Consider the following 26,223-nt stretch of genomic DNA (forward strand, 5'->3'; position numbering starts at 1 on the left):
CCGGTGTAAGAAATTTGTTTTTCAGTAAAAAAATAAAATGTGGGAGCTCCCACAAAAAGTAAAATTTTCAAGAAGTTAGGAAGGGCTCTCTGCAAATATATAATGGGCTTCCTACAAAGTTCATTTTATTCAACGCAATTTTTTTACGCTGAACTCACGTTAAAATAAAAACAAGACGGACCTGGAATTTGTTTTATAGAATTATAAAATTCAAAAAGAACAAATCGGTCGTTGAAATTTTATATCTGTTAATAGTAAAACAATATTATCTGTTTGTTTAAATGAAAAAGTGTAAAGAAAATTGACTAGAGTTGTTAAAAAATTCTATAGCTCAGATCAACAAAACTGCTTCAATCGACTGTTTCCATAAAACGGAAACTGATGGAGAATAATTTTTCAACAGTTCTATTTTAGAAAACCTTAATAAATTAAATTTTTAATTCTTATGATGGCTGTAAAACAGCGATTTCATGCAGAAATTTGATTAAATATGATTTGTTTTTGAATATTCTAGAAATCTCTTTAATTCGTTTTTGGTTTATTAGAAATTTGTTCCGTATTTGGTTTTGCGAAACAGCTCAAAGAAAGGCCTTCTACTAAATAACAAATTGCTTCCGCGGATATACATTTATGCCCGTCGTCATATTTTTGTCCGTTTATGATGAGTTCAATTTTTTGACAGGTCATCTTTTCTTTTGCGGTTTGATTTTCTTCTTGAGCGACTAAGTTTGAAGAAAAAATCAAAAAGTAAACGATGAATATTTTCCCAGAAATGAAATTTATGACTGAATTTGATTTGTTGCGGTTATAGAAAATAAATACATTCAATTTATTTAATGTTTTTGAAAGAAATGTTTGTTTAGATTTTAGAATTTGAACTTTTTTGAAAGAAAACATTAAATTCTTGAGATAAGAATTTTCCCAAAAACCGGAACGGAACTTGTCGAGAGCCAATAGAAGCGAGACGCTGAGTAATTCAGCTTGATTTTTCTGATAAAGTACAATTAAGTTTTGAAATACGTTATAAGTCATCGTTTTAAGAAAATTTGTATATAAACTCAGTTTCATGGCGATTTTTTAGATCCTTTACTTTTAAAATATTGGTTCTGATCGAGTTTCTTTGTCAACTAAAGGATTCAGACCTTGGGGCTCTTACGATTGTTCCAAAGCCAAAAGTAACTCAATATTAATATCGGCAGTAAAAAAATTCCAATCCAAATCCAATTTAATAAATCTCTCCAAGATAAGTTGGGATCGGTCCATGAGGGTAAATAAGTGAGAATTCCTTTTGGAAAAAAACCGGATCTTTTATGAGGGTTTGGCTCCATTAAGTGATAGAGGGAAGCGGTGTGATCAAACCAATACTTTCCGATCCAAATTTGATAAATGACATAAACTTTCCAAATCATTCTTTTAGAAAAAGAACTGAATACTTTCCATCCACAAAGAACGGGCAAAAAAAATAAGGCTGCGGTGCTCCATTGAAATCTTCCTGGAAGTGAAAGGCATCCATAAGAACAAGGATGTCCTGCGTTGAGTCCAAGTTGTAAAACTAAAACTAATAATAGAAGGATTCCGATCCTTCTTGAATTTGTATCTCGAATGAGTAATAAAAATCCAATGATCCCTTGAAGCCATATCATAGGATTTTGAAAAAAGAGTCCTTGGTTTCGATCCATAAAAAGACCTAAAAACACTGTAACCCAATGAGAAAAATTTAGTTCAAACGTAGGAGGAGAATTGGTTTCCCCATAAGGGCCAAAAATCGATTGAAACCATATAAAATTACAAATCAAAAAACTCAAAATAAAAAATAGAGAAGTTCCGAGTAATATCCCTTTGGATTTAAAATTTAATTTTTTATCGGTTAGGGTCCAAAAAAGTATAAGCATTATAATTGGGAGATTCTTTACATGTAACCAAATTAGGCTTCCGATCGTAAGCCCACATAGAAATATAAGAATATTTTGATTTTTAAATATATGTTTAAACTTAGAAGTGAAGTTTTTTTTAAAAACTTCCAGAGGTGTGCTTGGCGAGAGAGGGTCTCTATATGTTTTAGGATCAATTCTAAGTAAAATCGTAAAGACTAAGATAAATAATACTCCGGTTGGTAAGTCCGGAAAAATTTGTCCTGCAGCCAAAGGAAACGGAAGACTGATTGAATATAAAACTGCGATTGCCGCAGCTTCTGTTCCAGTAAATTGAAACATTTTTCCCAATTGATAGAATAAAAAAGGTAAAACCCCCGCTAAAAGAGCGAGGCTGATTCGAGCACCTACAATTCCATAAATTGAATATCCGATCCATACAATACAAGAAGTTCCAATCGAATGGATACTATAGTATTTTCCATTTTTTTCTATCGTATGATTTTCTACGTCTACGGGACCGATAATTTTTTTTACGACTTTGTCTTCTTCATAGTTATTTTTAAGATCAAAATCCCAATCTTTTAAGATACTTTCCGAAATCATTAAATAATGTGGTTCATCTCCTGTGATCGGGATTTTCTTTTTTCTCTCCCAACTTAGAATGGTTATGATGTAATACAGGACTGGTAAACTGAGTATTAAAACGAGAAATATCTTTCGCACTTTCGAAAGAATCTTTTTCTATTTTGGATTGTCAATCAGGATGTGATTTCTTAAATTAACGTGAATTCGACGTAAAAAAAATCGGGGCGAATCCGGCTTTGCCGGACCGGGCTCTCCGCTCTGGTTAATAAATTGTATACAGGAAACGTTATATAATAATCTTCTTTAGATTCAATTTATTAACCCTAAAACGCTTTCGTAAAAAGCGTTTTGCTGAGTTAACGCGACCCTGCAGAGCGACCCTTAGGGAGCGATGCATTGAGTTTAGGAGAGCGTTTTGCTTTAGTTCATTCGTCGATCCCTTTCGCATTGGATTCTATCGAACTTATCTGAGATTTACTTTGTGATGAACATTTTAGTACTTAATTTTATAGAGATGATTCATTTTGTAAGAGTTCCCACATTTTACGTCTTTTCTATTTTACTCAGATATATGATAAAGATACCTAGTATCTTTCACTCAAACAAAGTTTTGTTGTAAAAAACTAAGGTGTTTAATTTTATAAGATCAGTAGGATAAACTGTTATAACGTTTTCTTTTATAAGTTTAGATTCGAAATACATTCTAAGATCTTTATATATAATTTTATTTTTTAAATAGTCAAAAATTTTTTTCCGCTTTTAAAAACTTATGTAAATGTCAGTAGTCTGTAAATTTTTGTAGATCGGTATTTGCGGTAGGGATGTGAAGCGTGCGAAGCAGTCGCTTTAGCGACCGAAGGCGAATGCCTTTAGCGCGGAACAAGCCCGGTCCTGCGTTTTTTACGTTCTAATCATTTAATAAAAATGAAATTTCGCAGGAACTGCCCCGAATTTAATTCTTGTATTTGCGGTTTACAGAATGTGCGCCATTTTTACATTTGAGGTGTGAATCCAAGTACAGTTCGACTGAATTTTAAATTGAATCTGATTCGTCATCTTCGAGACGGTAAACGAATGACTCTCGAAGAACTTGCCAACGTGACTGGGGTCAACAATCAAAAAGATTTAAAAGAACAATTGGGAGAACTTTTTTTTCTGGGAACGACTCCACACATTGCAGATTTGATTCAAGTCGATTACGACTCCGAAACGGATACATTCGGTTTGATTTTACCTTTTCGTTTTGATTCTAGTTTGCGTTTGAGCATTCGAGAATGGTTGACTCTTAGAAAAATTTTAGAAGAAGTTATAGAAGTTAGCTCCGATCCAAAAACAAATTCGATCGCTCGTAAAATACTTCAGAAAATCGTTTCTATTGTTCCTATTGCCGGTCAGGAAGCGCTTTCTGTTTATAAAACCAATATTCAAAACGCAATTCATAACGAAAAATCTCTCATCTTAGAATATCAATCGAGAACGGGCGAAAAACCAACTCATAGGAAAGTAGATCCTTGGTTTTTATTTCATTCATTAGAAGATTATTTATTAGGATATTGTCATGAACGAAAGGCGCCTAGAAATTTTCGCCTCGATAATATTCTTTCTTTAAAAATTGGCTCGGACCCGATCTTGCAACCGGCCGGTCAGAAAAAATCGGAGTATATCCGAGAGTTCGAAGAGTTTCGTAAAAATCGGGAAAATTTTTCCGGAATCGCTGAAATTTGGCATACTCGAGAAGTTTTCTATAACCTCAATCGTAAGCTCGATTTGGAAAGAACCGAAAAAACTAAAACATTGGATAATGTCGTTTATCATTTGTCCAAGGCCAAAATTCGAGAAGAAAATTGGTTTTTGGAATCGATTCTTCCATTCGGAAAAAATGTAATTCTAAAGAGCCCTACTCATTTGGCAAAGCGGATTTTGAGAGAATTGGAATCAATTCTTCATTAGATACGATCGAGCCGATGTTAGCTTTAAGAATATTAGAAAAGCATGAAATTTAAATGGATTCAAGATGTTTTATGCTTTTATTTCAAATTATTTTTACTAGTTTTGGAGCTTATCGCTTGCAGGTAAATTTCACGAAACAAAGACTATATGTTTAGCGATAATATTACGTTTGAATTTTTAGGAGTTAAACGTTGAATTTAAAAACATCGTCTGGTTTGTAAATTAGCGTGCCTTAAATAATTTGAAACTCTTCGATATTTTTGAGAATTAGTAGTTGTTCCTAAGTTTTCTATAATATTTCAAATTTTTTAGGACGTTATCGATTTATGATGAACAAACATCTAATTATTAGAATTGTTGAAAAATGAATCGCCACTTAGTTTTTGTTTCATGGAAACGGTCGATTGAAGGAATTTTATTGATCGTCACTATGGAGTTTTCCAACAACTCTATTGTTTAACGGAAACTTCTATAAAAAGAAATTTTTATAGAATGAAAATTTCATGAAGAAATTGATATTGAGGACGTTGTTGTAGGATTCTATAGAGGTTCATTAATGGGAAAATTGATAATACTTACAAATAAAATTTTGATGAAACACGTGCGTATAGTTTATCGGTTTCCATTTTTTTTCATAAACTGCCAGGGAGTAGGTATTGATTTCTCCTGCTAAAATTAATCTTGGATTAGAAATTCCGTTTAAACGTATTGATGGGTTTCATGAAATTCGAAGTGTATTTCTAAAAATTTCTTGGGGCGATGATATAGAAATAGAACCTGCATCTAACGGAGTTTTTGAACTTTTCTCCAATAATAAAATTATATTAGAAAAACGTAAATTATATGATCGGGTTTCCGAGATAGGCGATATTAAAAAAAACATTCTTTATAAAACCTTTATAAAGACGAGATCTCTTTTTCCAGAACTCCCGGGTGTCAAAATTCATCTTACAAAACGGATTTCTCCGGCTGGTGGTCTTGGAGGAGGAAGTACGAATGCGGCTTCTTTGTTAAACTTTTTTTATCCTTTTTTTACTTCCGATGAAATGTTTGCTCTCGCGGCCGAAATTGGTTCTGATGTTCCTTTTTTTCTAAGCGAAGGACATGCATTCGTTACTGGAAAGGGAGAAATTTTGGAAGAAATAGAAGTTCATCATGGACAAGGAATACTTGCGTTAACTCCGCAAGTGATGAACACGTCGGAAATGTACTCCTTATTGAAAAAACCTTTACAAGAGAGCGCTTCTCAGAAAAATGGAAACACTCTGTCGAAAAATCTGGTTTCTATCCTAAAAAATGGAGATTGGAGCTCTCTTCAGGGTAGGCTCTGGAATGATTTTGAGCCGGTTGCCTTCCAACTCCATCCAGAATTGGGAGTTCTCAAGGACAAATTTCTGGAGTTTGGATCCAGTTATTGTTCTTTAACCGGTTCTGGTTCGAGTATGTACGGGCTGGTTCAGGGGCTCGAGATCCAAGAAGAACTGTTGCAAAGGCTTAGGCAGGAATTCTCAAATCTCACATTCGTACGATTTAACTTTTAGAAACTGGGCTGTCGCCAAGTGGTAAGGCAGCGGTTTTTGGTATCGCCATTTCCTAGGTTCGAATCCTAGCAGCCCAGCCAATGAAATTATTAACATAGATTAAAGATGAAACCTACTCAGGATAAGGTCGCTGTGGTATTGGCCGCAGGGAAAGGCACCCGCATGAAAACGGATCAGCCCAAGGTTGCGGTAGAACTCAATGGCAAACCGCTGCTTCTACACGTACTCGATCATTTAAAAGGTTCTGGTGTTGAACGGATCGTAGTCGTAGTAGGTTACAAAAAAGAATTGGTTCAGTCTCTTTGCTCTGGGATTCCAGGTGTTACTTTTGCTGAACAAAAAGAACAACTTGGAACCGCTCATGCTCTTCTTTGCGCCGAAACGGAATTAAAAAATTTTAACGGATCTGTGATTGTTGCCTGTGGGGACGTTCCGATGATTACTTCCGAAACTTTTACAAACATAGTTAAAGAACATAAACAAAACGAATTCTCCGCTACCATTCTTTCTGCAGTTGTAGAAAAACCCACAGGATATGGAAGAATCATCCGCAATACATCGGGTGATGTTACGGCTATCGTAGAAGAAAAAGATTCTTCTGCCGAAGAAAAATTGATCAACGAAATTAACACTGGAACTTACGTGTTTGATGGAGAAGGTCTTTTCGATTCTCTTAGGCAAATTGGAAATCAGAATGCCCAGGGTGAATATTATCTTCCTGATTTAGTGAAATTATATAGAAACTCCGGCAAAAAACTAGGCGCTATGAAACTCAAAAATCATCTTGAAAGTCATGGCGTAAATTCTCCCGAAGATTTACAGATGCTTTCCGCTTTGATTAAAGGGGAGGCAGTCCATCTATGAATGGAGATATTGCTGTATTTGCAGGAAGTTCTAATAAACAAATCACTGAAGAAATTTGTACTCATTTAGGAATTCAGTCCGGTAAAATTAATCTAAAGAAATTTTCTGATGGAGAAATTTCGGTTAAGATCGAAGATAACGTCCGCGGAAAAGAAGTTTTTATTGTTCAATCTACTTCAGCTCCAGCTAACGATCATTTGATGGAATTAATTCTAATGATGGACGCTCTTCGTAGGGCTTCCGTGTCCAGCATCAGCGTAGTGATTCCATATTATGGTTATGGTCGTCAAGATCGTAAAGTAGAACCTCGTGTTCCCATTTCCGCGAGAGTTGTTGCGGATCTGGTAGAAGTAGTCGGACTGGATCGGATTTTGACTATGGATTTACACGCGGATCAGATCCAAGGATTCTTTCGAGTTCCTGTAGATAATCTTCACTTTGCTCCTGTGTTAGCCGAATACGTTAATACTAAGAAAATCGAAGATTTAGTAATCGTTTCTCCAGATTCGGGCGGCGCGGAAAGAGCCAGAGCTTTTGGTAAAAAAGTAAATGGTTCTCTTGCGATCATTGATAAACGTAGACCCAAAGCGAACGTTTCAGAAGTAATGAATGTGATTGGGGAAATAGAAGGAAAAAATTGTATTCTTTTAGACGATATGATAGACACCGCAGGTACAATTTGCAAAGCCGCGGACGCACTTTTAAAACACGGAGCTAAATCCGTTTATTGCGCGGCGACTCACGGAGTTCTTTCTGGAGAAGCAGTGGATCGGATCAATTCTACTCAATTCTCTGAAGTTGTTCTTGCGAATACGATCGCAATTCCTGAGTCTAAAAAAATTAACAAATTGAAATCATTATCCGTAGCTCCTTTGTTTGCAAATGCGATTCAAAGGATTCATACAAATCAATCCGTAAGTACGTTATTCGATTAAGGTTAGGTAATATAAGAATGAGCCAGAACACGATTCACAAAATTGCAGTTAAAAAAAGAACAACAACAGGTAAAAATGAAAACAACCGTCTTCGCTTTTCCGGAATGGTTCCGGTAAATATTATCGGAGGCGGAGTTGCTATTTCCGGAGCAGTAAACGAAAAAGAACTTCAAAAGATGGTTCACTCCGGTATCAGACAATCAACTTTGATTGAACTCGATGTTGAAGGTCAAGGGGCACAAAAAGTTTTCGTGAAAGAAATTCAAAGATTTCCAGAAATCGATAGAATCCGTCACGTTGATTTTTATAAAGTTGTGCCAGGCCAAAAGATCGTTACCAAAATCGGTATCGAAACCACCGGAGTTGCAAAAGGTTCCAAAACCGGAGGTCAATTTGAACATATCATTCACGAAATCAGAGTGAAAACTATCCCAGAGGATCTTATAGAAAATCTTACGATAGACGTCACTGAACTCGATGTAGGTGACTCGATTAAAATCAGCCAATTGAAAGTTCCTGCAAGTTGGGAAATTTTAATTAACGGTGATCCGATCGTTACCTCCGTGAATAAAACGAAAGCTCTTCTTGCCGCTGAAAGAGCGGAAGCTAAAGGCGCCTCTGCAGACGACGCTAAAGCTAAAAAAGGTAAGAAGTAATACGAAATTTCCATCAGATCGAATCTGATAAACAGAATAGGTATTCATGAAGCTGATCGTCGGACTCGGAAATCCAGGGGACAGATACAACAACAACCGTTCAAACATTGGTTTCAAAATTTTAGATGTTATTGCTAATAACATCAATGTTGAAATCAAGACCAAAAAGAAAAAGTCTTTGATTGGTCGAGGTGATTTTGAGGGAGAGGAAGTTGTACTTTTAAAACCTCAAACTTTTAGCGATCTTTCGGGAGAATCCGTTTTATATATCGCTTCGTTTCTTAAAATCCAAGTGGGAGAAATTTTAGTCATTCAAGAAGACTGGACTCTCCCTCTTGGTAGAATCGTTGTCGATAAAGGAACTCAAGAGACAGATCATCCAGGAGTAAAGTCCATTGTTCAATCTCTTCGTTCTCCAAATTTCATTCGAATTCGAATTGGCATTCAAAACGACGGATTCAATCTGAAAAATAGGGAATCTTTTTTGAAAGAAGATTTTGAACCGATGGAAAACCTAAGTTTGATTCAGATCATCAATGATGCGGAAGCTGCAATTCGTTCTATTTCTCTTGGAGATATAGACGACGTAATTGAAAAGTATCATCTTTGATATAGATCAATCTGCTGATTTTTTGTGATCTCCTTTTAGGGGTTTCCACTAATTCTTCCTTGCCTTTTTGAAGAAACGTGAAATTCTATCGGAAGGAACCTCTTGCCTGTTTTGTGTATCTCACAGGCGTCTAAGTTAAAGGGAGAACCCCATGAATAAAAATTTAAAAAACGTATTTTTCGTTTTAATTATTATGATGGTCGTTTTGATCATCGCCTACAACTACGAAAATAACGCAGGCGCTACCAAAGATATCTCCTATTCAGACTTTTTGAATATGTTAGAACCGGTAGAAGGCAAAAAACCTCTCGGTAAATTATATAAGGGAAACGTTGATAAGTATAACAAAATTCAAATTGAAAAAGATGTAATCGAAGGTTATTATATTCCTTCCGAGTATGCTGATTCAAAAACCGCTAAACCAGTTAAGTTTAGAACGACGGTTGCTCCTTTAGACAAAGATTTAATTGCTTCTTTAAGAAGAGCTAACGTTTCTTTTGACGCTCGTTCTGCGGAAGAAGGAAAATTCTGGAGTGTGATCGGAAGTAATATCCTTCTCATCGTAATTTTGATCGGTCTTTTTTGGTTTATTATGATGAGACAGATCCAGTCTACCGGAAACAAAGCGTTTTCCTTTGGTAAATCCAAAGCGAAAATGACTATGGATCCGAAAGTAAAAATCACCTTCGAGGACGTGGCGGGCTGTGAAGAAGCAAAAGAAGAATTAGTCGAAATCATTGAATTTCTTAAAGATCCTAAAAAATTTCATGCGATCGGTGCGAGAATTCCCACGGGTGTTTTGTTAGTTGGTCCTCCTGGAACCGGTAAAACTTTACTTGCAAGAGCCGTTGCAGGAGAAGCGGGAGTTCCTTTCTTCTCTATCTCCGGTTCTGACTTTGTGGAAATGTTCGTCGGGGTCGGAGCCTCGAGAGTTAGAGACCTATTCGATCAAGGCAAAAAGAATTCTCCATGTATTATCTTTATAGACGAGATAGACGCAGTGGGTCGTTTGAGAGGTGCCGGACTGGGGGGAGGCCACGACGAAAGAGAACAAACTCTAAACCAGATGCTTGTCGAGATGGATGGTTTTGAAAAGAACGAAGGTGTGATCGTAATGGCGGCTACAAACCGTGCAGACGTTTTAGATCCGGCTCTTCTTCGTCCAGGTCGTTTTGACCGCCAAGTAATGGTGGATCTTCCTGATATTAAAGGCAGAGAAGAAATTCTCAAAGTTCATTCTCGTAAAGTTCCTATGACCAGTGATATTTCTCTTCATTCGATTGCAAGAGGAACTCCCGGTTTCACTGGAGCGGATCTTGCTAATTTAATTAACGAAGGAGCATTACTTGCTGCTCGTAAAAATAAAAAAAGAGTCACTCAGGAAGAATTGGAAGAGGCCCGTGATAAGGTGATGATGGGTCCTGAGAGAAAATCGTTTTTTATTTCTGAGAAAGAAAAAGAAGTTATTGCTTATCACGAAGCGGGACATGCGATCCTGGGGACTCTTCTTCCTTATACCGAACCGGTTCATAAAGTTACGATCATTCCGAGAGGTCGCGCTCTTGGGTTGACTCAGTCTTTACCAAAAGAAGATAAACACATCCTTCCTAAAACCTATTGGTTGGATCAGATCGTAGTAGCGATGGGTGGATTTATTGCCGAAGAATTTAAGTTTGGTGTTACTTCTACCGGGTCCAGCAACGACATCCAACAAGCTTCGAATATCGCGCGTAAGATGGTTTGCGAATGGGGAATGTCCGAAAAACTTGGAACCGTAAATTATAGTGGCGATCAAACCAACGTTTTTATCGGAAGAGATATGGGCCATAGCAGTAAATATTATTCTGAAGAATTTGCTGCAATGATTGATAAAGAAGTCCGTGAAATTATTCAAACTTGTTTGAACAAAGGACGGGATTTAGTTCGCAAAAACGCTTCTAAGTTTGAAGGTTTGGCGAAAGCTCTTCTTGCTAAGGAAACGATTTCTCATGATGAATTGATGACGATTGTTCATCCTGCAAACGAAGAAGGGGCCAAAAAAAAACCGGAAAAAGCAGTAAAATCTAAAAAACAGAACGGGATTAAGACGAACCCAGCTTATAACGCCGGAATGGAATGAATTACTGGCTGTTTAAGACGGAACCAGACGTCTTTTCGATCGATGATCTTTACAACTCTCCTTCTAAAACTGCACCTTGGGAAGGTGTAAGAAATTATCAGGCTCGCAACTATTTGCGAGATCTTGTTCAAAAAGGAGATTTGGTTTTATTTTATCATAGCAGGGCAAATCCACTTTCGATCGTTGGAATTGCGGAAGTAGTAAAGCCTGGTTATCCTGATCATTTTGCTTTTGATCCTTCTCATAAATACTTTGATCCTAAGAGCAAGGCTGAAAGTCCTGCCTGGTATATGGTGGATATTAAATTCAAAAAAAAATTTTCAGCACCAATTACAACGGATGAAATGAAAAAACACAAACCGTTGAAGAATATGGTGCTTTTAAAAAAAGGTTCCAGACTTTCTATTCAACCGGTCTCTGCCACCGAGTTTCAGTTTATTTTGGAGCTTGCAGGTGTGAAACTTTGATTGGATTCTTTTTCTAATATTTTGCCTTTCATTTAATATGAGTTAGTTGCAGAGATTAAATGTTTGCTTCGAAACTTAAAAATGCAGAGGACTTACTACTTTTCTTGAATCTTGGTGTTCGAATTAATTGAACACGAATTAAACGTAAAATTTTTTTTTCTAAAACCTAATTTTTCCGTAAAAAATAAAATATGGGAACTCCTGCAGTTTGGTTTACAGCATATTTGGCGTAAGAAAATGAAAAAGAACTTTCTAAAAGTAGTTCCTACATTCGGGGTTTATCTGTAAAATTATGATTTGTGAGAGTTCTCACAGAAATTATCTCATTTAGTATTGATTGTGTTTTAAAAGTTCTCTTATCTTTTTTTAAATATCCTTGAGATAAAATTCTAATTAACGTGGGTTCGACGTAAGAAAAAACCTGGGCGAATCCGACTGCCATAGCAGTCGGACCGGGCTCTCAGCTCTGGTCAATAAATTGTATATAAGAACGTCGTTATACGCTTTATTGTCGTATTTCAATTTAGAACGCGATTTGTCGAGCGACACATAGGGAGCGATGCATTGAGTTTCCAGAAGAGAGACGCTGAGTTCGAGAGAGCGTTCTGCTAAATTCCCCGCATTGATCCCTTTCGCGTTATAATTAAAACTTATTTTTTAAGTCCTTTTAGATAAGAAACCAATTCTGGTGAAACTTGAATTGGTCTTTTGCGATATGTTTTTTTATATTCTTTCTTAAATTCTTTGTGACAAGACTTGCAAGATTGCTCATAGTCCTTTGTTTTTAAAGCTTCTTGAGAAATTTCAGTCCACTTTGCTTTTTGTTCTTCCAGTGCAAAACTTGGTATTTCTATTAAGATTTTTTCTATGTATTCCGGTTTTCCTTTTTTGGCAGCTTTGATTGCTGGCTTAGTATAGTCTTCCATAAAGTCGTGGACCGTTGTTTCGGTTTTCCTTTCCGGTTGTGCAGATAGAGTGAGATTAATCAGAAAGGATAACGTAATAGAAGAAATTGTGAAAGTACAGACTGTTTTTTTCATTTAATGCCTCTGTGTAGAAATTATTTTGAAACTCATATAATTTTTAAATCATACATTCTGATTTTATGTATTCATTTTCAAGTTTATTTAGGTTTTTATTATAAAGAATTCTGTCAATCTTAGAAGAAATAGAAACGATTACTGGATGTAGAAGTTTCTCCAGATAATTCTAGACCTCTTTAATATTTTTAAGCCAATTTTCATTTATTATTCGAACGTATGAAAATAGTACTAAAAGTTCCAGATCGATTTTACCAAAAATGTGACGTTTTCAAAAAATTGCATTTAACTCCAATTGATTGGCTTTTTGAAGGAGGTCCTACATTTTAAGTTTATTATAAGTAACGTGAGCTCGGCGTCAGGAACCGGTGGTTTTGAAAAAAGTTGGAATCTGAACTTTACAGATTGATTCTTTAAATGTGGGAACTACTGCAAACCACGATTTTAAGAATCAATTTTAAAATTGTAGTAACTTATACTTTTAGAAAATTTTTTCTCAATCAGAACTTACGTTAAAATGGGATTTAAACTTTGATGATGACCGCAAAACAGCGATTTTGTGTAAAAATCTGATTGGACGATGATTCTTTTTGTAATAGTTCCACAATTTTCAAAGTTTAACTATAAAATTTGTGAGAGCTCCCACAGATTAAGCCGTATAATAGAGTTGTTGAAAAATCCATAGTTTAGATTGCAACACTGTTTTAATCGATCGTTTCCATGCAAAAAAACTGATGGAGAATTAATTTTTCAATAACTCTATTATAGTTAGATTGTGCGAACTCTTTACAAAAAACAATAAATCCGGGTTAGGCTCAATTTTTGAGAACTTTTTCATCTTGGTAAAATCATAAAATTTACTTTGGATACTACTGATCTCTATAAAATTGAGTACCGTTCATTTTATCACAAAACACTGATTCCGTGCAAAAAATTAGGTATTTATTATATAGTTATGAGTAATTTTATATATCTGAATGAATGTAGATTTATTTTATTTATCTTCATAGTTAAGCTTTTCTTTTAGGTTTTATAAAAGTTCTTACAAAATTTTGGATAAGTTTTGATACCAGTAACAGTACAAGGAGCAATTACCAAGTGATAAAAAAGTCGAAATTCCTTTGGACGAAGTAAAACGTGTTTTTAAATTTTTAGAAAACGTTCATAATTGTATGCATCAGCCGTTGTTTTATCAAAATTTGGAATTTGTTGAAAAGTTTGTGAAAGAAAATTATATAGAAGCAAAAGAACTCTATTATCATGTTATTTGGAATTGGTTACCTAAAGAAATTCAGAACGAAATCGAAGAAAGTTAGATTTTTTTAATTTACCTTGAATTTTGTTTAGAGCTTATTTTGAGAGTATTTTATTGGATATGGAATTTTTTTATTCGTTTGATTTGTTGAGATGTGCTCCTTCGGTTTTCGTAAACTAAAAAAATCTGCGTTTGCGACGCGGAAGCGACCGAGGCGGGGTCAAGAAATTAATATTATAAAAATAAAATATTAAGTCAATGGAATTTAATTTCTTGACCAGAGCTGAGGGCGCGGTCCTGTTTTTTTCGGAGATTTTAGTTTTTACAATTGAAGTCGCACAGGATCCGCCCTTCATTTTATCTTTACGGAAAAAATAAGTTATGATGTAAAGGTGAACTCGGATTACGTTTTGTTTTGATTGTTTTTAATCTAGGATCCGATTCCATTCTCGATCGTAATATCTTACGAGCGCTTGGTTGTCTAACCGATTGATTTCAACTGGAACACGCGACATATCTTGTGGAAATACTTGAATAGATTCTAATTCTTGAATATTCAGAAATTTGAGATCTTCGGGAAAGTCTTTTTTGAATCGTATTGATTTTTGTCCCGCGAGTACAAAACCCCATTCTCCGAAGGAAGGGACATATACGTGCAAAGGCAAAGTATGAAATCCAAGAGAAGCTATTGTTCTTTCTATACACCAATAAGACGATCGAGCGAAGAGGGGAGAAGTGGATTGTATTTCCAACACGGAAGTTTCGTTCATTCTCCTTTTTAAAGTATGAAAAAATGCAGTAGTATATAATTTCCCTAAGGAGAAATTACTCGGGTCCGGAAAGTCTATCAATACTACATCAAATATTTGGTCCGATTCCTCCAGCCATACGAATGCGTCCGTGTTGATCACGGTTACTTTTGGATTCTTTAAACTTTCTTCATTCAGTTCCTTTAATATTCTATGTTCGGTAAACAAATTTGTCACAGCGGAATCTAAATCTACTAATGTTACAGATTCCACATTTTTATGTTTTAGTATTTCACGAACTGCTAATCCGTCTCCTCCCCCGAGTACTAATACCTTTTTCGGAGCAGGATGTGCAAGTAGTGCCGGATGAACCAAGGTTTCATGATAACGATATTCGTCTCTAGATGAAAATTGCAAATGTCCGTTTAAAAAAAGTCGAATTTCGTTTTTCCATCGTGTTACTATAATTCTTTGATATTGAGTTTGTTTAGATAATATGATTTCATCTGTATATAAGGATTCTTCGCTATAATATGTGATCAAATCCGAATAAGAAAATCCTAAAATTAACAAGGTCAATACTACGACTGATTGTGCTCTTAGTAAAATCGTTTTGTTATATCTTAAGGGTAACGCCCAAGTTCCCCAGAGTGCTACTCCTACATTCAAAATTCCGAATATAAACCCGGTTCGTATTAATCCCAACTTTGGGGCAAAAAAGATTGGAAATAGGATCGATGCGAGTAATGCTCCTACGTAATCTAAACTTAAAACCCTCGATACGAGTTCCTTGAATTGTAGTTCTTTTTTTAATATTCTTAACAATACTGGAATTTCGAGCCCTACTAAAATTCCTACTAAGATCACAAGTAAGAATAACGGTATCTGAAAATATCGAATCTGTCCGAAACTCAAATAAAGTATCGTCGAACTAAATCCTCCTACGAGCCCTATTGCGAGTTCGATTTCCAAAAACTTGGGGATCAAATCTTTTTCCAAATATTTGGACAACCAAGATCCTACTCCCATAGAAAATAAATACGTTCCTATAATGAGTGAAAATTGTGTTACAGTTTCGCCTAATAAATAAGATGCGATTGTTCCAGCTAACAGCTCATAAACGAGACCGCAAGAAGATATGATTAAGACCGATATGTAAAGCGCTGTTTGCAAATCGTTTCTACTTGCCTCCGGAATATCTCATAAAATTTGTATAATGAGAACGGTAAACCCCAGGATTTTCCCTTACCGTTTTGGGTACATTTTCTACTTCGTCTACTTCGTTGGAACCTCTTCCATAAAAGTTATTATACGTTAGATAACCTGAAATCCCAAGTACGTAGGCGGGATATAAAAGTCGTTTTACTAAATTCATTGAAATGTTCCTTTTAGTTTTGTTGTAAGTAATAGAAAAAATGCAATTGAGTATATTCAAAATACTTTAAAAAGGTCGATCGGTCTGTTAGAGTTTTTCTATCGATTTGGGTAAAAATTATCTTTCTGTTAATATTAATAAACTGTGATAGTTCCCACAAATTGCGTTTCTTTATGAATAGATAAACTCTGAGTAATAATACAAAGTAGTTCCTACAGATTTTATTTTTTAAGGCGAGATCTATGCTTATCTTGAAAACCACGGTAAAAATCCTATCTTGGCAAATCTAAGTTTTGAAAAAAAATATATATACTAATTCTAATACGTTTCGTTTCTTGATTAAATTATAAAAACTTGTTCTAAAGAAATTCAATGTTAGGACCCTTCTTACGAGAATATGTCAAGGAGAGAACATCTCGCTTGTCTATAGAAAACGAAACGTTGAATAACCTATGTTGATCTTTCTGATAAAATACAATTAGGTTCCGGAAGGCGTTGTAAGTTTTTGAGCAGAGTCTTTTATTGCTGAATTTCCACATTTTAAAATTTTTAAAACAGATCCTTTAACTGTATATTTCTTTCAATCGTCATCATTGCTATCATCATCTTCAAAGTTATTCGGTGCGAAGTCGCTGCTTTCATTTCGCGAAGCTTCGAAAGAAAAACTTCTAAATAAAGAATAAGGTACTGGGAGCCAGAGAGCCAGTAAAAATAAAAAGTAATATCCAGATCGATCCACATCTCTTTTGATACTGAGTGAAATATTTGCTCCTTTCCCTTGAGGATAATCGGATTCGGATTCTAATCTGAGATAATATTCTCCTGCTGGAACTTCTCCGATGATGATATCTGCGGATTTACTTCCTTCGGACCAACTTTCACCGTCTTCATATCCTTCATAATAACTGATTTCAAGGCCGGTATCATATGCTATGTCCGTTTGTGTATTGATTAACGCCAGTGAATAGTAAATAAAATGATTAGAAATATCTGGAGAAGTCATCTGAATTTCAACGTTCTTTCTGTCGTCACCTTCTAATCGAAATGTTTCTGTTACAAATGAAATGTCTGTTGTTCCACCGGGAGCTGGATTACGAACGTATATCAAATCTTTTTTAAAAACTTCCTTATCTTGAGCGTTCCAACAAAAACCAATTTGAACGATCAGCATAATTGTAGAAAGCCAAGCCGCGATCTTTATGTTTCGTTTTCGGATGATTGTAAATGGATTTGGTTGTGCGGTTCCGATTCCTTCTGGAACTGGAAGTTCCACATCTACCTGGAGCGATTTTTTAAGTTCTTCTGTAGAAATGTATTCTCCAATTGACCAGAATAGTTCGTTCTGGGTTCTTTCCGAAGAAAGCATTTTAGGTGGTGCGATAAAATCTGCAAGTTCTGCCTTGTCCCCTGCGTGGATTTTATAATAGAATTCACCAAAAGCAAAATCGATTCCTGCGGTGGAAGAGTTGAATAATTTATATTCTTCTTTTTGAAACTTCTTTTTAGGCGGATAAGATCCTTCTACGGTTCTTGGAATTGACGGTACTGGTTCAAAGACTGTCCAATGTCCGTTGGTTTCATTTAACCAATAGTAGCCGCCTGTAAAATGTAACAAATATTCTGTCCAAGGAAAAATCTGTCCCTCTGCGTGAACTGATTTTTTAACAACTCCAAATACTTCGCATTCTTTTCCTTTCAGTTTTACTTTGGTTCCAGGTGGAAGAAAAATTCGGTCCTTAATCACTTCTTGAAATTTAGAAAGAATTTTCAATTCTTCCCGAGTTGTGTCCATTACGGTTCCACAATATTCGCACGCAATGGATTTCGAAAAGTCAGGACTTCTTTGATTTAAAGAAGCTCCACAGCCCATACACTGGATTGCTTTGGCTTCTTGTAATTTTTGAAATCCTGTAAAAGTTTTTGGATCTCTAAGATTTGTAAATTGAATCTGATCAAAATTATATAACATCCCTTTAAAAAACAAAGGGGGAGTATGAGAATAATCTAATGTAGCAAACCAACCTTCGTCTGTGGCAAGATCTATAAGAACGGAAGTGGAACCTGTTTCAAAACCGATGGGCAGTTCTCCTTCTCCAGCGATACAAGTCGCTAGACCGATTTCTTTTACCATCCAAGGTTCGTCTTCGATTCGGAGAGTATCTCCTGCTGTTACAAGTTGTTTAGATGTTTTAGAAGAAATAAAATAAACGTCCGGAGGAGAATCTAAATCTTGGATCGGGTCGTGTTCGGGAAATGATTCTTTTGAAGAGGTAGGACGAAGTTGTGTGATCATATACTGACCCTGCGCTTCTGCAAGCCAGATAGAATTTCCTTCGGTAGTAAGAGCGTACCATTCGTTCCAAGTACCTAAATTGTACTTCTGTTGAATTCTTCCTACAACTCTAAAAGAGATTCCGTTTTTGGTTTTGCCGGAAGTTCCAATTTGAATCGGAGAAAGATCAGGTATCAGTTCTCCTGCTTTTCCAATATTTTCGAGAGATTGATTTTTTTGAAGGGTTAAAGTTTTACAGCTCGGACAAACTCCGTAAATGGAAACCTTACTTTGAAACGGAATGGGTGCTCCGCAATTCGGACAACTCAGTTCTAACACAAGGATCGGTTGTATGGAAGAAGAAATCCTTGTCATCTGAATTTCTAAAAAATGTGTCGGAAAAATTTCGCAAAAAGCTCTTTAAACTTTTAAGAACTTTGATTTAAGAATCTCTGAACTTGTTTGAAATGAAAATCTGTATAGACTTTCAAAATCAATCTTACTTCAAAAATTGCTCGAAACGTTTAAAGATCTTTTTTGAAAACGGAAAACCTGTTTAGACTTCTGAATAACATGCGTTTGGTGTAAAAAATTTGTCGAATCCGGCTTGCCATAGGCAGCCGGACCGGCTCTCGCTTTGGTCAATCAACTGTATATAGGAAATACTATACAACATGTCATCTTTAGTTTTAATAGAACGCGATTTTGTCGAGTGTCCAAGGCGCAAGATGCTGAGTTTCTTACATTGATCCCTTTCGTGTTAACTCACGTTAGTTCAGATTAACAAAACTGCTTCCATCGACAGTTCCTATAAAACGGAAACTGATGGAGAATTCATTTTTGTTATAGAATACGATCTGTCGAACAAACTCAGCGAATGCCTCTCTGGGGATCGGCATTCAAGAAGTGATGCATTAAGTTGAGAGTGAGGCGATGAGTTTGAAAGAACGTTTGTGCCTCAATTACTTTCGCAAAAAGTTACACTGCTTAAGTACAGCATTCAATCTTTTTTATGTCAGTTAGATTGAACTCAAGTTAAAGTAAGATTTCCCAAAATTTTAGAAATAGGTCTGTAAGATATAGATTTGCAATCTAACTTTTTACGATAACCACTACAATTTCAGATTAGATTGCTGAACTTCCCCTTTCTCCGGTTCTGATTCGTATTACATCTTCGAGAGGAGTAATAAAAATTTTTCCGTCTCCGATTTTACCATCTCCTGTTTTTGCTGCTTTTAGAATAGCGTCTACTGTAGGTTTTACGAATTCGTCGTTCACTGCAATTTCTAATCGAACCTTTCTCAAAAGATTCACTTGGTATTCGTGGCCTCTAAAAACTTCCGTTTTTCCTTTTTGCTGACCGTAACCCTGTACGTCGCTAACGGTAAGTCTATAAATTTCGTTTTTGGTCAGTTCCGATTTTACTTCTTCTAATTTGTGAGGTTGAATGATGGCAACGATTAATTTCATAGAATCTCCTTATTTAAAATTCTTTAGTAATATTTATTAAAGGATATAACCTTTTTCTCCGTGAATTTCCGAATCTAAACCGGTGATTTCTTTCTCTTCGGAAATACGAAAGCCGATTGTTTTATCGATCAAGAATACTAGAATCATAGAAACGATAAAAGAATAAGCCCCAGTTGCAACTACACTAATAAGTTGAACTAAAATTTGATCTCCTTTACTTGCAACACCTGCGCCAAGAGTCAGAGTAAAAACTCCCGTAAGAACTGCGCCTAACGCACCACCTACGCCGTGAATTCCGAATGCATCTAAACTATCATCGTATCCTAGTTTTCCTTTTAAAAGAATTGCACCGTAACAGACTGGGCTTACAAGTAATCCCATGATAATTGCTCCTTGAACTCCTACAAAACCAGAAGCGGGAGTAATTACAACTAAACCTGCCACAATACCCGAAGCGGCTCCAAGAGCGGTTGCTTTTTTAGTATGTAGATATTCGATTACGAGCCAAGCGACTCCGGCGGCAGCAGGTGCAATCAAAGTAACTAAAAATGCTCTGGCTGCAATACCGTTTACACTAAGACCTGAACCTGCGTTAAAACCGAACCAACCAAACCAAAGTAAACCGGCGCCAATCAAAGTATAAGTAAGATTGTTTGGAGCTATCAGAGCAGGACCTTCTCCTTTTCTTTTACCTAGAACGATTGCGGCCGCAAGGCCTGCAATTCCGGAGATAAGGTGAACAACGGTTCCGCCTGCGAAATCCAAAGCGCTCATTCTAAAGAGCCAGCCATCTGCCGCCCAAACCCAATGTGCAACAGGATCGTAAACAAGAGTGGACCAAAGAAGAATAAAAACTATATAACCGCTGAATTTAACTCTTTCTGCAATGGCTCCTGAAATCAGAGCAGGTGTAATCAATGCAAACATTCCTTGAAAAAGAAAGTGGATGTACTTAGGAATTGTTAATTCTAAGGTATTTTCATCGATTCCATTTAGAAAAGCGAGATCAAAATTTCCGAAATAAGGATTGGTTCCGGAGAAAGCAAAACTATATCCGAAGATGGTCCATTGTAGTGTCAAAACCAAGATCGCTATAAAACTATGCATCATAGTAGAAAGAACGTTTTTAGATCTTACGAGACCTCCGTAAAACAACGCGAGCCCGGGTATCATAAAAAATACAAGTGCAGATGCTACAATCATCCAAACTGTATCTCCTTTATCTGCTACAGGGGTTGCTGCTGTACTAACTTCTTGCCCAAATAAAATAAATGGAAGAAGTAGGGTGAGCAATAAGAGTAGTCTCTTGGTCCATTTCATAATCATTCCTATCCCCAAATCAATTTTTATTCCTTTGTTTGCAAGATTGGTACCAATTGGAAGAGAATTTAAAAATTTTCAGAGAATCAAAAAAATCTTTAGAATACATGAGTTCTCACATTTCAGAACGCATCTGTAAAATCCTAATTTGAGGTAGTTCCCACATTTCAATTTTTACGGAAAAATAAACCGGTTTAAAAGAGGATTTTTCACATAAAATGTTCAATAGCAAAAACCAAATCTGAATGTAGCTTTCTATTTTTTAAAAAATAAAAGTGAAATTGAAATGAATCCAAAACAAAGTTACAAATTTTAAATTGATTCAAAAAATACACTTTGCTGAATTAATGAGCTGAAATTTTCATTTTGCAAATTTTATGTATAAAATGTTTGTAGAGTAAGGAAAATGCTATTATTCTGCTCAAACATAAAAACCAAATCTTAATGTAGCTTTCTATATAAGAAGTCAGGGGTGAATTTTCTGAAAGTATGAGTTCCTACAATTTTAAAATTTGTTCGTAAAACTATGATTTGCAGTAGTTCCCACATTTTAGGAATCAATTTGTAAAGTTTAGATCCCAACTTTTCAGAAAATGAACCTGACTGACGAACCCACGTTAATTTTTCTACATTCTAAAAATTCCGTACTGAGGATATTCTAACTTTTGAGAATGATCCGCATAAAGAGTAATTCCTAAAATATCTCTTGTTCTGGCCGGATCGATGACTCCATCGTCCCAAAGTCTAGCCGATGAATAAATACAGGAAGATTTACTTTCGTAGTCGTCCAAGATCGGTTTGCGAAATGCAAACTGTTCTGCCTCGGATAATTTTTTTCCTTCTTTTTCTAGCTGTTCCATTTTTACCGTCAAAAGAACGTTAGCCGCTTGTTCACCACCCATTACAGAAATTCTTGAATTAGGCCACATCCATAAAAAGCGGGGATTAAACGCTCTTCCACACATTCCATAATTTCCAGCGCCGTAAGAACCTCCGATCACTACAGAATACTTAGGCACAATGGAAGTAGAAACCGCATTCACCATCTTAGCCCCATCTTTTGCGATTCCAGAATTTTCGTATTTTTTACCTACCATAAAACCAGTAATGTTCTGAAGGAATAAGAGAGGAATTTCTCTCTGATTACAAAGTTCAATGAAGTGAGAAGCCTTAAGAGCGCTTTCCGAAAATAAAACTCCGTTGTTTGCTATGATCCCCACCATCTTTCCGTAAATTTTTGCAAAGCCGGTTACGAGTGTGGTTCCATAATACTTTTTGAATTCTTGAAATCGAGAACCATCTACGATTCTTGCAATAATCTCTCGCACGTCATAGGACTTACGAATGTCCTTTTGTATGATTCCGTAAATTTCTTCCGCGGGATATAAAGGTTCTTCCCAACTGATCGAATTTTTTACGGCAACATTCCCCGCGTGATGAAATGTAGATACTATGTTTCTTGTGATTTCGATCGCGTGTAGGTCGTCTTCTGCGTAGTGATCGGTTACTCCTGAAATTGTACTGTGAACTAAGGCGCCGCCCAATTCTTCTGGAGTTACAATTTCCCCCGTTGCCGCTTTTACAAGAGGAGGACCGCCTAAAAAAATCGTTCCGTTTCCTTTGACAATTACAGACTCATCTGACATTGCGGGAATATATGCGCCTCCCGCAGTACAACTTCCCATAACTACTGAGATCTGTGGAATTTTTAGCGCAGAAAGATTTGCCTGGTTGTAAAAGATTTTTCCGAAATGATCTTTGTCCGGAAACACTTCGTCTTGCATCGGAAGAAATGCTCCCCCTGAATCCACTAGATAAATACAGGGAAGAAAGTTTTGAAGAGCGATCTCTTGGGCGCGAATATGTTTTTTTACCGTAAGTGGATAATACGTTCCTCCTTTTACGGTAGCGTCGTTTGCAACGATCACACAATCCGTTCCGCTGATTCTTCCAATTCCGGTTAAGATTCCGGCGGATGGAACTGAGTCCGAGTAAACTCCCTCTGCGGCTAAAGGTGAAAATTCTAAAAAGGAAGTTCCCGGATCGATTAGAGTAGAAATTCTTTCTCTTACGGTGAGTTTCCCTCTTCCTTTGTGGCGTTCGATTGCTTTTTGGCCGCCACCTAACTCGATTTTACGAATTAACTCACGTAGGGATTCTACTTTTTGTTTTAGATCTTCGAAGTTTTCTTTATACTCTGATGAAGACGTACGTATTTTGGATTCTATGATTTCCACAAAATCCTCCGGATTTTTATTTTTTTACTTTAGATTCGTATAAAATGCGGATCAGTTCGGTTTCGGATAACGTTAGTTCTTTGTTTCTTCTTGCCATAATTTTGCGAGCGTCTCTGAGAAACAAATCTAGGATATAAGATTGTCCCGATTCTGCCCAGGTAAATGGAGCTACATATCCTCCGATCCTCGAAGATACTACGTTTGATCCAAAGTCTATTACGGTTCCGGTATTTAACATCACTCCGATTGCAATCTTACAATAGTCTGCAATGACGGAGCCAAACTTAATGGAGCCTGTGATACATTCGTCTTGTTCTTCTCTAATTTTTACGACTCCATAGTTATTCTTTAAATCGGATGTAGTTGCGAGAGCTCCTATGTTTACCCAACTTCCTAAAATGGAATGTCCTAAAAATCCTTCGTGATGTTTGTTCGTAAAATCTCCGATTAAGCAGTTTCCTACTTCTCCTCCGATTCTACAAGTCGCTCCTATGTTCGTAGCTCCTGTAATTCTTGCATTGTCTATTTGGGAATTTGGCCCTATATAAACCGGACCTTCGATGAATGAAAAAGAAGTGATCTTTACGTCCTTATCAACGATTACCGGCCCAGACGTTGTATCAAATACTACACCTGGATATATGATCGCAGATGGATGAACATGCAAATGTTTTGATTTCCCGACTACGTGGAAATGATTTGATTTTACTTTGAGTTTTCGAATCCATTTTCGAACTTCTTTACTAAGTTCTAGATCAGCTTCTATATTTTTTGCAATTCCATCAATTAAGTTCCAAGGAAGACAAGATTCGGAAGATAATACTAAGTCCACGTCCTTGTCGTCGTAAGGAAGAATTTTAGGATTCCTTTCTAAGAAGGCCTGTTGAAAGGTTACGTTGGAATGGACATAAAAGATTTTCGCGTCTTGATAAATTTCTTTCGTTCTTTGAATTGTATTTAAAATTCCGTTTCGAATTTCGGAAAAAGATCGAATACGAGTCAATGATCGTAAACCAGCTGGAACCTCTCTTTCATCGATGAGAATTCTCTGAACCTTTGGCATGATGGTTTACTCTACGGTTACGGACTTAGCAAGGTTTCTAGGTTGATCCGGAGGGCAACCTCTAGAGATTGCTGAATAGTAGGCGAGCAACTGAAGAGGAATTACGTTCAAGATTGGACTTAGGATTTCGGGACATTCCGGGATTTCAAAACAATAATCCGAAAGAGATTTCGCTTCCTGATCTCCTTCCGTCACGATCGAAATGATAATTCCTTTTCTGGCTTTGATTTCTTGAATGTTGGAAACCATCTTTGTATAAATTTCGGATTTAGGTGCGATACAAACTACTGGAACTTCGTTTGTGATTAACGCGATCGGACCGTGTTTAAATTCTCCACCTGCGTAACCGGAAGCGTGTATGTAAGAAATTTCTTTAAGTTTTAAAGCACCTTCCATTGCAATTGGATGGTTGTAGGTTCTTCCTAAAAAGATAAAATCTTTAGCAGTGGTAAAGTGAGAGGACATCTCTTCGATCTTACTTGCTTGTGCGAGTATCCGATCAATTTTTGCGGGAAGTAATTTGATTTCTTCGATAAGAGATTTTTGTTCTTCGTCGCTGATCAGCCATTTGAGGTTAGCCATATAAATAGAAAATAAAAGTAAATTTAAAACTTGAGCGGTAAACGCCTTAGTACTTGCCACTCCTATCTCAGGTCCGGCGTCGGTTCGTATGTAAGAATCTGATTCTCTTGCGATTGTAGAATTAACGTTATTCACAAGGGAAACTACTTTAATAAACTTTGCTTTTGCTTCATGAATGGAAGCTAACGTGTCGGCGGTTTCTCCGGATTGGGAAATTCCCATAATCAGAGTGTCACCTTCTACGACAGGGTTTCTATAACGAAATTCGGAAGAGGCTTCCGTGTCTGTTTGAATTTTTGCGAAATTTTCGAGATAGTGTTTGCCAATCATTCCGGCGTAATAACTGGTTCCGGCGGCTTGGATGATAATTCGATTGACTCTGGAAAGTACGTCTTTACTCAGTTTGATTTCTGGAAAAACAATTTCACTATTTTCTAATATTCTTTCTTGAATGATTTTACGAAAGATTCCCGCTTGTTCGTGAATCTCCTTAATCATATAGTGAGGATAACCACCTTTGTCTAGGTCTTCCCAGCGAAGTTCTTGTTTTTTGAAAGTAGGGTTTAGTTCCTTTCCTGAAAAATCAAATAGTTTGAATTCGTTTTGAGAAAAGTAACCCCATTCTCCGGAGTTTACGTAATATACTTCTTCGCAGTTTCTGGTTAGAGGAGAAATATCGGAGGCTAAAAAATATTCTCCTTTTCCTTTTCCGATCAATAAAGGAGCCCCGTCTTGAGCAAAGTAAACTCGATTTGGTTCGGTTTCAAATACGGCTGAAACAGCCCATTTACCATGGATTTTTCCAAACAGTTCTAAGAAGGAATCTTTATTGGATTTTCCGTTTTTTTTACTTTCTTCTAAAAGATGAGGAAGCACTTCCGTGTCGGTTAGACTTTGAAATACGTGGCCTTTTTTCTTTAATTGACTTTTAAGTTCTAGATAGTTTTCAATAATTCCGTTATGTACTACTGCAACGGTGGAATTTGTATCTGTATGAGGGTGAGCGTTGATTTGATTTGGTTCTCCGTGGGTCGCCCAACGAGTATGACCGATTCCTACGTTTCCAGGCGCGGGAAATTCACGCAAATAAGCTTCTAGATCTTTTATCTTTCCTTTCGATTTTCGAACTAAAATATCACCTTGGTCTAAAACTGCAATTCCCGCAGAATCATAACCTCTGTATTCGAGACAGATAAGGCCTACAACTAATACCGATTCCGCGTTTTTTTTACCTGCATAACCTACGATTCCACACATAT

General features: G+C 36.4%; 20 protein-coding genes and 1 tRNA gene. 10 read left to right on the forward strand and 11 right to left on the reverse strand.

The window, feature by feature from the left end:
• Positions 1–522: 522 nt before the first annotated feature.
• A complete protein-coding gene (locus LEP1GSC059_RS24660; RefSeq protein ID WP_002177008.1) occupies positions 523–1,068 on the reverse strand; it encodes a hypothetical protein in 546 nt (181 codons plus the stop codon).
• 68 nt (positions 1,069–1,136) lie between these two features.
• Complete coding sequence (locus tag LEP1GSC059_RS08390) at positions 1,137–2,597, reverse strand: hypothetical protein (protein WP_061231586.1); 1,461 nt, start codon at positions 2,595–2,597, stop codon at positions 1,137–1,139.
• Positions 2,598–3,497: 900 nt separating this feature from the next.
• Here LEP1GSC059_RS08390 and LEP1GSC059_RS08395 point away from each other — a divergent pair.
• The 9 genes from LEP1GSC059_RS08395 to LEP1GSC059_RS08435 all read left to right on the forward strand — a co-directional run bounded on the left by LEP1GSC059_RS08395 (position 3,498) and on the right by LEP1GSC059_RS08435 (position 11,601).
• On the forward strand, positions 3,498–4,409 hold the full coding sequence (locus LEP1GSC059_RS08395) for a helix-turn-helix transcriptional regulator (RefSeq protein ID WP_020980621.1): 912 nt from the start codon (positions 3,498–3,500) through the stop codon (positions 4,407–4,409).
• Positions 4,410–5,065: 656 nt separating this feature from the next.
• The gene (locus LEP1GSC059_RS08400) at positions 5,066–5,950 is read left to right on the forward strand and encodes a 4-(cytidine 5'-diphospho)-2-C-methyl-D-erythritol kinase (protein WP_020980629.1); all 885 of its coding nucleotides are present in this window, start codon (positions 5,066–5,068) and stop codon (positions 5,948–5,950) included.
• A 4-nt stretch (positions 5,951–5,954) separates the two neighbouring features.
• A tRNA-Gln gene (locus tag LEP1GSC059_RS08405) sits at positions 5,955–6,030 on the forward strand.
• A gap of 25 nt (positions 6,031–6,055) precedes the next feature.
• The gene (locus tag LEP1GSC059_RS08410; protein ID WP_017213927.1) at positions 6,056–6,814 is read left to right on the forward strand and encodes a sugar phosphate nucleotidyltransferase; all 759 of its coding nucleotides are present in this window, start codon (positions 6,056–6,058) and stop codon (positions 6,812–6,814) included.
• Entirely contained in the window at positions 6,811–7,749 is a 939-nt protein-coding gene (locus tag LEP1GSC059_RS08415) for a ribose-phosphate diphosphokinase (protein WP_002146990.1), read from the forward strand. The genes LEP1GSC059_RS08410 and LEP1GSC059_RS08415 overlap by 4 nt, the downstream gene beginning before the upstream one ends.
• Positions 7,750–7,766: 17 nt before the next feature.
• The gene (locus LEP1GSC059_RS08420) at positions 7,767–8,405 is read left to right on the forward strand and encodes a 50S ribosomal protein L25/general stress protein Ctc (protein WP_017213928.1); all 639 of its coding nucleotides are present in this window, start codon (positions 7,767–7,769) and stop codon (positions 8,403–8,405) included.
• Positions 8,406–8,451: 46 nt separating this feature from the next.
• Positions 8,452–9,015: an aminoacyl-tRNA hydrolase gene (gene pth, locus LEP1GSC059_RS08425; protein ID WP_000767698.1), complete on the forward strand. Its 564-nt coding sequence runs from the start codon at positions 8,452–8,454 to the stop codon at positions 9,013–9,015.
• A gap of 151 nt (positions 9,016–9,166) precedes the next feature.
• Positions 9,167–11,134, forward strand: coding sequence for an ATP-dependent zinc metalloprotease FtsH (ftsH, locus tag LEP1GSC059_RS08430; protein ID WP_002176974.1), 1,968 nt, complete (start codon positions 9,167–9,169; stop codon positions 11,132–11,134).
• Positions 11,131–11,601 carry an EVE domain-containing protein gene (locus tag LEP1GSC059_RS08435; protein WP_002177010.1) on the forward strand — a complete coding sequence of 157 codons (471 nt, stop codon included), beginning with the start codon at positions 11,131–11,133 and terminating at the stop codon, positions 11,599–11,601. Before ftsH ends, LEP1GSC059_RS08435 begins: the two co-directional genes overlap by 4 nt.
• Before the next feature lie 650 nt (positions 11,602–12,251).
• Here LEP1GSC059_RS08435 and LEP1GSC059_RS08440 read toward each other — a convergent pair.
• Positions 12,252–12,641 carry a hypothetical protein gene (locus LEP1GSC059_RS08440; RefSeq protein ID WP_017213931.1) on the reverse strand — a complete coding sequence of 130 codons (390 nt, stop codon included), beginning with the start codon at positions 12,639–12,641 and terminating at the stop codon, positions 12,252–12,254.
• Positions 12,642–13,762: 1,121 nt separating this feature from the next.
• Between LEP1GSC059_RS08440 and LEP1GSC059_RS08445 the strand changes: the two genes are divergently transcribed.
• On the forward strand, positions 13,763–13,957 hold the full coding sequence (locus LEP1GSC059_RS08445) for a hypothetical protein (protein WP_002176983.1): 195 nt from the start codon (positions 13,763–13,765) through the stop codon (positions 13,955–13,957).
• Between the two features lie 364 nt (positions 13,958–14,321).
• On the opposite strand, the gene LEP1GSC059_RS08450 is transcribed toward LEP1GSC059_RS08445, so the two are convergent.
• The 8 genes from LEP1GSC059_RS08450 to glmS form a co-directional block, all read right to left on the reverse strand.
• Positions 14,322–15,818 carry a polyamine aminopropyltransferase gene (locus tag LEP1GSC059_RS08450; RefSeq protein ID WP_017213932.1) on the reverse strand — a complete coding sequence of 499 codons (1,497 nt, stop codon included), beginning with the start codon at positions 15,816–15,818 and terminating at the stop codon, positions 14,322–14,324.
• A gap of 7 nt (positions 15,819–15,825) precedes the next feature.
• Positions 15,826–16,020: a hypothetical protein gene (locus tag LEP1GSC059_RS08455; protein WP_002176970.1), complete on the reverse strand. Its 195-nt coding sequence runs from the start codon at positions 16,018–16,020 to the stop codon at positions 15,826–15,828.
• Positions 16,021–16,600: 580 nt separating this feature from the next.
• Complete coding sequence (locus tag LEP1GSC059_RS08460) at positions 16,601–18,631, reverse strand: DUF4178 domain-containing protein (protein ID WP_036057359.1); 2,031 nt, start codon at positions 18,629–18,631, stop codon at positions 16,601–16,603.
• Positions 18,632–19,417: 786 nt separating this feature from the next.
• Positions 19,418–19,762, reverse strand: a complete 345-nt coding sequence (locus LEP1GSC059_RS08465) for a P-II family nitrogen regulator (protein ID WP_000767694.1) — start codon at positions 19,760–19,762, stop codon at positions 19,418–19,420.
• Positions 19,763–19,798: 36 nt separating this feature from the next.
• A complete protein-coding gene (locus LEP1GSC059_RS08470; protein WP_036057335.1) occupies positions 19,799–21,082 on the reverse strand; it encodes an ammonium transporter in 1,284 nt (427 codons plus the stop codon).
• A gap of 626 nt (positions 21,083–21,708) precedes the next feature.
• Positions 21,709–23,319, reverse strand: a complete 1,611-nt coding sequence (locus LEP1GSC059_RS08475) for a carboxyl transferase domain-containing protein (RefSeq protein WP_017213936.1) — start codon at positions 23,317–23,319, stop codon at positions 21,709–21,711.
• 16 nt (positions 23,320–23,335) lie between these two features.
• Positions 23,336–24,382, reverse strand: a complete 1,047-nt coding sequence (locus LEP1GSC059_RS08480; RefSeq protein ID WP_017213937.1) for a GlmU family protein — start codon at positions 24,380–24,382, stop codon at positions 23,336–23,338.
• A 6-nt stretch (positions 24,383–24,388) separates the two neighbouring features.
• Entirely contained in the window at positions 24,389–26,221 is a 1,833-nt protein-coding gene (gene glmS, locus LEP1GSC059_RS08485; RefSeq protein WP_002176971.1) for a glutamine--fructose-6-phosphate transaminase (isomerizing), read from the reverse strand.
• Positions 26,222–26,223: the final 2 nt, after the last annotated feature.

Source organism: Leptospira noguchii serovar Panama str. CZ214 (genome assembly GCF_000306255.2).
Taxonomy (GTDB): domain Bacteria; phylum Spirochaetota; class Leptospiria; order Leptospirales; family Leptospiraceae; genus Leptospira; species Leptospira noguchii.